The following is a 3,327-nucleotide window of genomic DNA, read 5'->3' on the forward strand; positions in this document are numbered from 1 at the left end:
TGAGAACTTACATTATCTCGATGTGAGTATATTTAATCACATTTTGAGTGGCAGTGATAGGATATGGAAAACAGAACAGTAATTATTAATGGTGTATCTTATACTTGTTTAACTGATGAAGAATACGAAGATTTACAGACAGTAGCTGCTTATGAAGAAAGAAAAAAGAGTAAAGATTTTAAAACCATTAGCTTTGATGAATTCTTAAAAGACAGAGAAGAAAAGTATGGAGTTAAATTTTGATATTGAAATCGAACCATACATTATAGAAATTATAAACAACATTGATTATTATAACTATATTAGATTCAGAAACTTCTCTATAGGAATCTTTCTAACCAAAGAATTACGAAAAGTCAAGGGAATAGTTGAGGCCAATCCACATATTGGCAAGAAGGTTCAAACAAACAAATATAAGTATGTCATGCCAACTACCAAAGCAGTCTTATATTATGAAATAATAGAAAATAGCAGAAATATCATTTTCTATGATTACAAACCTTTCAAACAGAATAAATACCTGTATTAAAATACCTGCTCATCAATGAGCAGGTATTTTAATACTTTGGTGTATGTACTTTATTTAACAATTCTTCTGTTACTTCTTTGGCAGGTAATGTTTGATCAATATGTCCAACCGATAATAGTGCTTCTAAACGTAGATTCTTTGGAAAATGAAAGATATTTCTAATATAGTCCTCAGTTGAATCTTCTGTAGATGATACTCTATTTCTTCCCTGAATCCAGCAGCTGCCAAGACCTAGTGATGAAGCCATATAATGCATAGTCAAGATGACATTACTGCAGTCTTCTACCCAGACATCCGTCTTATCTTCATCACCTAATACAATAATACAGGCACCTGCCCCTTCTAGCATCTGACTTCCTGCTTTTCTACATTGAGATAATTGTGTCAATAGCTTTGGATCAGTGACTACAATGAGTTCTTCTGGTTTGATATTACGTCCACTTGGTGCAAGTAATCCTGCTTCTACAATTCTATCCAATAATTCTTTTTCTACAGGTTCTCCAGTATATTGTCTATAGCTTCTTCTTTGTTTTAAAAAATCTAAAAAATCCATATAATCACCCTTTCTTTCATCCATTATAACATATTGACATGTGGTGTGGTTTTTCTATAATGAGGGTAAAGGAGCGTGATATTTATGCGTATGTTACGTACAATTGTATTAGATATTCTTATTTTCATTCTTGTGAATGTATTATGTTTCTCAATGCTTTGTCCAAGTATTATAAATAGTGCTATACAGAATGATGAAATTACCCAGGAAATGACAAATAAGGTTATGACAGTTATTAACCAATACACATACCGTCTTCCTGACATAACTATAAAAAAGATACAAGCAGATATTAGTCAATCTGAATCTATGACCGCACTAACAAGTAAATATAGTCAGGCTATTATTAAACAGATGGCTACAGGTGAAGATAATAAAGAAGATATGACACCTTATATCAATAATCTGGCACAGGAATGTTTTGATATTGTTGAGAAGGATACAGATATTACATTACCTAATATATTAAAGACATCACTTACTAAATTAATTTCTTCTGGTTTAGTATCTCAAGGTATTGATCAGTATGTAGATGATTATATTAGTAAACAATCTCCTAAAAGATTGAAGATGATACAGATTTTCTATCAGTTAACACTTGATTCTAATCGAATGATTATGGGTGTTATACTTATTGTACTGTGCTTGATTCAATTGATTGTAGATAAGTTATATGGCCTCACTGCACTAGGTGTAACAGGTGTTTTATCTGGACTAAATGTAAGCTATATTATGCCACTCGCAATTAGTGAAGGGGCTAGTTCTTATTTGAATCGTACAGTCATCTTTGATCCATCAATACTTAGAACACCAGGATTGATGATATGTGGAATATCTGTTGTAGTAGTAATAATCGCACAACTGATCATAAGAAAAACAGCTAGAGGTTAATCTAGCTGCTTTTTGACTAGAACAAATTACCCCCTAGTTGTATTATCTTTAAAAAGCATGGGAATAATATGGGATTCTTAAAGAAGAAAATAAAAGACTATTTCATGCGTTCTTTCTTCAATTTCCGCATCAAACTCTTCTTTAGTAAGACGTACTCTAATTTATTGATTTTTCATGCATAAGACCTCTTTTTCTTGACTTCATCGCGTAAAAAAAGACCTGCATTATGCAAGTCTTGTATCTATTCTCATACTGCTGTTAATAACTGAGGCTTTTTCGAAGAGGAGAAGCTTCTTTTTCTTTTCTACGCCAGAAGCATAGCCTTTTAAGTTACCCTTAGAACCAATTACACGGTGTGAAGGGATGATTAACGCAATATGATTATGACCAATAGCACCACCAACTGCCTGTGCTGACATTTCTTTCTTGTTACCATATTTTGCGATAGCTTTCGCAATATCACCATAAGTGATTGTTTCACCATAAGGGATGTGCTGGATAATAGTCCAGATCATTCTCTGGAATGGTGTTCCCTGCATCTTAATAGGTGGACAGAAGTTAGGAACGATTCCATCAAAGTATAGATTTAACCAGGCAATTGTCTGATCAAAGACTGGTAAATCCTGTTCTACTGGTTCCTTTAAGATATCTGCATAGTATTTATCATCTTCAAACCATAAACCAATAAGTGATTCACCATCACTTGCCATAGTAATGTTTCCAATAGGAGACTGGTATTTCTTAATATATTCCATTATTTTTACCTCCAAAAATAAACAAAAAAAGCATTAGCGTACGCAAAAAAGAATTTCTTTTTATACGTATAGCTAATGCTTTGTGAATGACATGCTATAAAATATTCCTTTGTTGGTTGTATTGTAACACAATTATTTCACAAGGTCAACTTAGACTTCATCTTCCTGCCTGATTTCATCTAAATAAATCCTGTCATCTTCTACTATCAAGCGCCAGTATTCAATAAAGATTTCTTTATTATCCTGAGTGACTTCATTACCTTTGATCATTCTATCTCTCATCTTACCTTCTATATAAGACCAGAAGTAGTCATCACCTACTTCTACCACCATTGTTTTAAGAAGTCTGATATCAGAAAGTTCATTACGTATACCTTCATACTCCCACCAGTTAAGTTTTGTTTCCCATTGGTCATATAAAGACTGAGAAAGGCATTGTTTAAGAATATCCATATCTCTATCATTCCATGCATTCTGAATAGTGTAATAGTAATCAGCGACTACTTCGTTCATCTTCTTTTCATCAAAGGATGAGTTATTCTTTTCTGCTAGTCCTCTTTTCATATCCTTATGCATGGAAATAGCTTTATATCTACGAC

5 protein-coding genes are annotated in these 3,327 nt (G+C 32.9%); 2 read left to right on the forward strand and 3 right to left on the reverse strand.

Annotated elements, in window-relative coordinates; all coding sequences use genetic code 11:
- Positions 1 to 63 precede the first annotated feature (63 nt).
- The gene (locus ACT8VG_RS08970; protein WP_006504963.1) at positions 64 to 243 is read left to right on the forward strand and encodes a hypothetical protein; all 180 of its coding nucleotides are present in this window, start codon (positions 64 to 66) and stop codon (positions 241 to 243) included.
- Between the two features lie 314 nt (positions 244 to 557).
- On the opposite strand, the gene ACT8VG_RS08975 is transcribed toward ACT8VG_RS08970, so the two are convergent.
- Positions 558 to 1,106 carry a nitroreductase family protein gene (locus ACT8VG_RS08975; protein ID WP_117459979.1) on the reverse strand — a complete coding sequence of 183 codons (549 nt, stop codon included), beginning with the start codon at positions 1,104 to 1,106 and terminating at the stop codon, positions 558 to 560.
- 60 nt (positions 1,107 to 1,166) lie between these two features.
- Between ACT8VG_RS08975 and ACT8VG_RS08980 the strand changes: the two genes are divergently transcribed.
- Positions 1,167 to 1,973, forward strand: coding sequence for a hypothetical protein (locus ACT8VG_RS08980; RefSeq protein ID WP_195921156.1), 807 nt, complete (start codon positions 1,167 to 1,169; stop codon positions 1,971 to 1,973).
- Between the two features lie 224 nt (positions 1,974 to 2,197).
- Here the strand turns inward: ACT8VG_RS08980 and ACT8VG_RS08985 are convergent, their stop codons facing one another.
- A complete protein-coding gene (locus ACT8VG_RS08985) occupies positions 2,198 to 2,728 on the reverse strand; it encodes a methylated-DNA--[protein]-cysteine S-methyltransferase (protein WP_022425436.1) in 531 nt (176 codons plus the stop codon).
- Between the two features lie 150 nt (positions 2,729 to 2,878).
- A partial coding sequence (locus ACT8VG_RS08990; protein WP_444195670.1) for a TIM44-like domain-containing protein occupies positions 2,879 to 3,327 on the reverse strand: 449 nt, incomplete at its 5' end.

Source organism: Catenibacterium sp., from assembly GCF_052354645.1.
Classification (GTDB): domain Bacteria; phylum Bacillota_I; class Bacilli_A; order Erysipelotrichales; family Coprobacillaceae; genus Catenibacterium; species Catenibacterium mitsuoka_A.